We start from the raw sequence: 5,665 nt of genomic DNA, 5'->3' as shown, positions 1-5,665 counted from the left end.
GGGACCGGCCGGACCCGGTCGAGGTACCAGGGCGACAACTCCGGTACGCCGGAGGCCGCCGCCGGGCGGGCGGTGGACAGTTGGAGCACGCACTCCGGCCAGTCCTCGCCGGTGTCCTGGGTGACCAGGGCGGACCAGGTGACCGTCATGGCGTCGCCGACCAGCCGCAGGTCGTAGGAGGACTGCCAGCGGGCCCCGTCGACCAGGTAGGTCAGCTCCAGGTCCACGGTGGTGTCGTCGGCGTCCACGGCGACCGTCACGTCGGCGGCCAGCCGGTCCGGTGCCTGTTTGCCGCCCGCGTCGGCCACCTGCCGCTGCACGGCCGCCAGTTCCTCGGTCAGGTCGACACGTCGCCGGGCCAGCCCGCGTCGGCGGCGGTGGGAGTCGGTGAGCTGGGCGGCGACCGCGTCGGCGAAGGACGTCACGTCGGCCGGGGCGGCGTCACCGGCGGCCAGCGTACGGGCGTAGGTGCCGCCGGCCCGGTCGGCCAGCCGGGTGAGGAACTGTTGCCGCTGCGTCTCGACCTCGGCGGCGTCGTCGGTCTCGGCGAGTTCGTCGGTCAGTTCCCGGGCCCGCCGGGTCAGCGCGTCGACCTGACCGTCGGTGCTGCGGGCCTGCCGCCAGGTGCTCACCTCCACGCCGAGGACGGTGGCCGGGCCCCCGCCCCCGGTCCGCAGCGAGTCCCGGCGCAGCCGCAACGGCAGCGGGGCGATCCGGAGCCGGTGCTCACCGGCGGCCAGCCGGATGCTCGCCCTTCGGGTGACCCGGGCACGGTCCGGATACACGGTGACGGCGACCACGGGTGCTTCGATCTCCACAGCGTCCACGGCGGCGAGGGTAGCCGGGGTGCGCACGCCGGCCGGAACGACAGGTGGGCCGACAGGCGGGCCGGCTACGCCGGTTGCAGGCAGACGATGTCGAGGCGGCGCGGGCCGTGCACGCCCTCCACCCGGCTCAGCTCGATGTCGCTGGTCGCGGAGGGCCCGGAGATCATCGTGACGGGGCGGGTCGGGTCGGGCAGGGCGCGCACCAGGTCGGGCACGTCGGCCACGATCTGCGCGGCCCGGACCACGCAGACGTGGTGGTCGGGGACCAGGGTGAGCAGGCGGCGGCCCTGCGCCGGGCCCCCGTCGAGGACCAGGGTGCCCGTCTCGGCGACGGCGAGCGCGCAGCCGGTGAGCACGGCCAGGCCGGGCGCGTCGAGCTCGGTGGCGGTGAGGGTGTCCCCGGGCAGCGTGGGTGGGCCCAGCCGGGCGGTCCACTGCGGCGGTGTCCCGGCCGGCAGCACCACGGCGGTGGCCCCGGCGAGCAGGGCGGCGAGCAGGTCGGGCAGCTCCGCCGGGGTGCAGGGGTGCACCCCGGCGCGGTAGTCACCGGCGCGGGCGGCGAAGAGCGCGCTCAGCTCAGGAGTCATGGGTCCGCCGCCACCAGTCGCGGAAGGACTCCCCGGCCGGCAGCGGGGCGTCCCGGTGCGCCGTCCAGGCCGACAGCGGCCACGGCGCCCGGCGCAGCCGTCCGCCGTGCCGCCGGGTCAGCACCCGCAGTGGCCGGCCGCCGGAGCGGACCGTGCGCAGCGCCACCCGCCACCGCCGACGGTCGCGCATCGTCCAGGCGAGCCACGCCATCGCCGCGCGCTCGGCGGCCGGCTTCGGCCCCGTCTGGCGCAGGTGCACCAGGATCGCCGGAATGTCGATCTTGACGGGGCAGACGTCGTAGCAGGCCCCGCAGAGCGTCGAGGCGTACGGCAGGGTCGCGTTGTGGCCGGCGTCCTGCCCGGTGAGCTGGGGTGACAGGATCGCGCCGATCGGTCCGGGATAGACCGAGCCGTAGGCGTGGCCGCCGACCCGCTCGTACACGGGGCACACGTTCAGGCAGGCCGAGCAGCGGATGCAGCGCAACGCCGCCCGTCCCACCGGGTCCGCGGCGATCCGGCGACGACCGTTGTCGAGCAGCACGATGTGCAGCCGGCGCGGCCCGTCGCCGGGGGTCACCCCGGTGACGATCGAGGTGTACGGGTTCATCCGCTCACCGGTCGACGAACGCGGCAGCAGCCGCAGGAAGTCACCGAGATCGGTGAACCGGGGCAGCAGCTTCTCGACCCCGACCACGGCGATCAGGGTGTCCGGCAGGGTCAGGCACATCCGCCCGTTGCCCTCGGACTCGACGACCACCAGGGAACCGGTCTCCGCCACCGCGAAGTTGGCCCCGCAGATGGCGACCCGGGCCGACAGGAAGGTCCGCCGCAGGTACTCCCGGGCGGCGCCGGCCAGCACCGCGGGCTCGTCCGAGTCGGCGGTGAAGCCGGGCATCCGGCGGGCGAACAGCTCGCGGATCTGCCCCCGGTGGTAGTGGATCGCCGGCACCAGGATGTGCGACGGGGTGTCGTCGGCGAGTTGCACGATCAGCTCGGCCAGGTCGGTCTCCACCGCCGTGACCCCCGCCGCGGCGAGCGCCTCGTTGAGGCCGATCTCCTGGGTCGCCATCGACTTGACCTTCACCACCCGGTCGACGCCCCGCGCCCGGACCAGCTCGGTGACCAGCGCGTTGGCGGCGGCGGCGTCCGCGGCGTGGTGCACGGTCGCCCCGGCGGCGGTGGCCGCCCGCGCGAACTGGTCCACCAGCTCGGGCAGCCGGTCGATGACGTCGTCCTTGACCCGGGCCGCCCGCTCGCGCAGCCGTTCCCAGTCGGGCACCTCGGCCACCACGGCGGCCCGCTTGTCCCGGATGGTGCGGGTGGCCCGGCCCAGGGTGGCCCGGAGCTGGGCGTCGCGCAGCGCGCCGGCCGCCGCCCGGGGGAACGGGGTGGCCGCCACGATGGGCAGGTGCCGGCCCGGCGGGGGCGTCATCCGATCGCCTGGCTGCCGGTGGCGGCGAGGATCTCGGCGTAGTGGACGGGTCGCGGGGCGTCGGGTCGGCGGGCCAGGCCACCGCCGATGTGGGCCAGGCACGAGCTGTCGGCGGCGGCCAGGTAGTCGGCGCCGGTGGCGACCGCGTGGGCGCACTTGTCGGCGAGCATCGCCCCGGACACGGCGGCGTTCTTCAGTGCGAAGGTGCCACCGAAGCCGCAGCACTGCTCCGGCTCGGGCAGCGGCAGCAGTTCCAGGTCGCGCACGGCGGCGAGCAGCCGCAGCGGCCGGTCGCCCAGCCGCAGCATCCGCAGCCCGTGGCAGGTCGGGTGGTAGGTGACCCGGTACGGGAAGCGGGCCCCCACGTCGGTCACCGCGAGCACGTCCACCAGCAGCTCGGACAGCTCGTGCACCGGCAGCCGGGTGTGCGCCCGCAGGTGGGCCACGCAGGAGCCGGACGGCGAGACGACGACGTCGTGACCGGCGAACGCCGCCTCGGTGTGCCGTTCCAGGTCGCGGGCCGGGGCCCGGTGGCCGGTGTTGGCGTGCAGCTGGCCGCAGCAGCTCTGCCCGGCGGGGAAGGTGACGGTGTGGCCGAGCCGCTCCAGCAGGGTCACGGTGGCGATGCCGACCCGGGGGAAGAACGCGTCGTTGAGGCAGGTGACGAACAACGCGATGCGCACCGTGCCCCCCCTCGCCGCTCCCCCTCGCCGTGCCCTCGTTGCCGTGCCGCCTTGCCACGCCACCTTGCCGTGCCCGCGTTGCCGTGCCCGCTCGCACGGCCGGGACGTGATTGACGAATTCTATATGATCTATGCAGTCGGCGCGGGGTGCGGCATCCTGCGCACCGGCGGGGCGGGCCGGTGGCCCGTCGGTCGTCGCGGCGTGCCGGCCCGGTGGGCGTCGGGCGCGGGTGGGCGTCCCCCGGCCTCCACCGCCCGTCGACGAGGTGCCGAGATGACGGATTTCCAGGGCCTGGTGGCCGCCGTGACCGGGGGTGGCTCGGGCATCGGCGCGGCGGTCGCCGACCTGCTGGCCGCCCGCGGGGCGCGGGTCGCCGTGCTCGACCGCGATCCCGGGGCCGGCGGGGCGCACCTGCGGCTCACCGCCGACGTCACCGCCCCGCTGGAGCAGACCATGGACCGGGTCGCGGCGACCCTGGGCGGTCTGGACGTGCTGGTGAACTGTGCGGCGGTCAGCGCGGTCGGTGCGGTGGAGGCCGCCGACGACGCCGAGTGGCACCGGTGTCTGGACGTCAACGTGGTCGGGGTGGCCCGCGCCTGCCGGGCGGCCCTGCCGCACCTGCGCCGCTCGGCCAGCGCCGCCATCGTCAGCATCACCTCGATCGCCGCGACGGCGGGCCTGGTGGACCGGGCCGTCTACTCGGCCACCAAGGGCGCGGTGCACGCGCTCAGCCTGGCGATGGCCGCCGACCTGGTGGGCGACGGCATCCGGGTGTGCACGGTGGCGCCGGGCACGGTGGACACCCCGTGGGTGGCCCGGCTGCTCGCCGGGGCGCAGGACCCGGCCACGGAGAAGCGTCGGTTGGCCGCCCGGCAGCCCACCGGCAGGCTGGTGACCGCCGACGAGGTGGCCCAGGCGGTCGCCTTCCTGGCCTCCCCGGTCTCCGGGGCGACCACCGGCACCGCGCTGGCCGTCGACGGCGGCATGTCCGGCCTGCGGCTGGTCCGCTGACCCGGGGCTGCGGCCGCCGGCTCCCGCCGGCCGGTGCCGACCCGACGGGCGGTGCCGGCGGCGGCTCCCCGGCCGCCGGTCAGGCCGCCGCCATGGTGACCCGCTGCCGGCCCAGACCGTCCACCTCGACCTCCACCACGTCACCGGGGCGCAGGTAGGGGAACCGGCCGGACAGGGCCACCCCCTCGGGCGTGCCGGTGTTGATCACGTCGCCCGGGTCGAGGACGGTGTACTGCGACAGGTGCCAGACCAGGTACGCCACGTCGAAGATCATGTCTGCGGTGCGCGAGTCCTGCCGGGGCTCGCCGTTGACCCAGGAGCGCAGCCCGAGGTCCTGCACGTCGGGGATCTCGTCCGGGGTGACCAGCCACGGGCCGAGCGGCTGGAACGTCTCGCAGGACTTCCCCTTGGACCACTGGCCACCGGAGTCGCGCAGTTGGAAGTCGCGTTCGGACACGTCGTTGGCGACCAGGTAGCCGGCGACGTGGGCCAGGCTCTGCGCGGGCGACTCCAGGTAGCGGGCGCGCCGGCCGATGACCACGGCCAGCTCCACCTCCCAGTCGGTCGCGGTCGCGCCCCGGGGCACCAGCACCTCGTCGTACGGGCCGACCACGGTGTTGGGCGCCTTGTAGAAGACGATCGGGGTCTCGGGCGGGGCGGCTCCGGACTCGGCGGCGTGCGCGGCGTAGTTCTGCCCGACGCACAGCACCACGCCGGGGCGGGCCACCGGCGGGCCGACCCGCATCCCGGTGACGTCCAGCTCCGGCAGGTCACTGGCCGCCCGGACCCGGTCGGGGCCACCGGAGGCGAGGAACGCGCCGTCGATGTCGGGGGTGAGCGCGGACAGGTCGTAGTGCCGACCGTCGGCGTACAGCACCGGCCGTTCCGCGCCGGCCGGGCCAACCCGCATCAGCTTCATCCGCTGCCTCTCCACGATCGGGCGCCTCGCCGACGCCATCCAGGATCGTAGATCAGCGCACCCGCCGTCCCGGTGCCGCACGACGGCCCCGCTGCGTCGCCCCGACTGCGGTGGGCGAACCGCACCCGGTGGCGACGGGCGGGTACCCGGTGGCCCCGGGCGGGCGGGTGGGGACGGCCGGCGGCTCGTCGACCTGTTCCCGGCC

6 protein-coding genes are annotated in these 5,665 nt (G+C 75.9%); 1 reads left to right on the top strand and 5 read right to left on the bottom strand.

Translation table 11 applies throughout. The features are described from left to right. The 4 genes from ACOJTC_RS28395 to ACOJTC_RS28380 all read right to left on the bottom strand — a co-directional run. Positions 1–827 (bottom strand): mucoidy inhibitor MuiA family protein (locus tag ACOJTC_RS28395; protein WP_420119191.1); only part of this gene is annotated, 827 nt, incomplete at its 3' end. A 65-nt stretch (positions 828–892) separates the two neighbouring features. Then, positions 893–1,414, bottom strand: coding sequence for a LutC/YkgG family protein (locus tag ACOJTC_RS28390; RefSeq protein ID WP_420119190.1), 522 nt, complete (start codon positions 1,412–1,414; stop codon positions 893–895). Then, on the bottom strand, positions 1,404–2,846 hold the full coding sequence (locus ACOJTC_RS28385; RefSeq protein ID WP_420119189.1) for a lactate utilization protein B: 1,443 nt from the start codon (positions 2,844–2,846) through the stop codon (positions 1,404–1,406). The genes ACOJTC_RS28390 and ACOJTC_RS28385 overlap by 11 nt, the downstream gene beginning before the upstream one ends. Further along, positions 2,843–3,529, bottom strand: coding sequence for a (Fe-S)-binding protein (locus ACOJTC_RS28380; protein ID WP_420119188.1), 687 nt, complete (start codon positions 3,527–3,529; stop codon positions 2,843–2,845). The genes ACOJTC_RS28385 and ACOJTC_RS28380 overlap by 4 nt, the downstream gene beginning before the upstream one ends. Before the next feature lie 274 nt (positions 3,530–3,803). On the opposite strand from ACOJTC_RS28380, the gene ACOJTC_RS28375 reads away from it, so the two are divergent. Beyond that, positions 3,804–4,541 carry an SDR family NAD(P)-dependent oxidoreductase gene (locus ACOJTC_RS28375; protein WP_420119187.1) on the top strand — a complete coding sequence of 246 codons (738 nt, stop codon included), beginning with the start codon at positions 3,804–3,806 and terminating at the stop codon, positions 4,539–4,541. Positions 4,542–4,620: 79 nt separating this feature from the next. On the opposite strand, the gene ACOJTC_RS28370 is transcribed toward ACOJTC_RS28375, so the two are convergent. Continuing rightward, positions 4,621–5,460: a fumarylacetoacetate hydrolase family protein gene (locus ACOJTC_RS28370; protein ID WP_420119186.1), complete on the bottom strand. Its 840-nt coding sequence runs from the start codon at positions 5,458–5,460 to the stop codon at positions 4,621–4,623. Positions 5,461–5,665 lie beyond the last annotated feature (205 nt).

This window comes from Micromonospora sp., assembly GCF_048594385.1.
Lineage (GTDB): Bacteria > Actinomycetota > Actinomycetes > Mycobacteriales > Micromonosporaceae > Micromonospora > Micromonospora wenchangensis.
The sequence above is the reverse complement of the archived record's forward strand: the minus strand, read 5'-3'. Positions and strand labels throughout refer to the sequence as shown.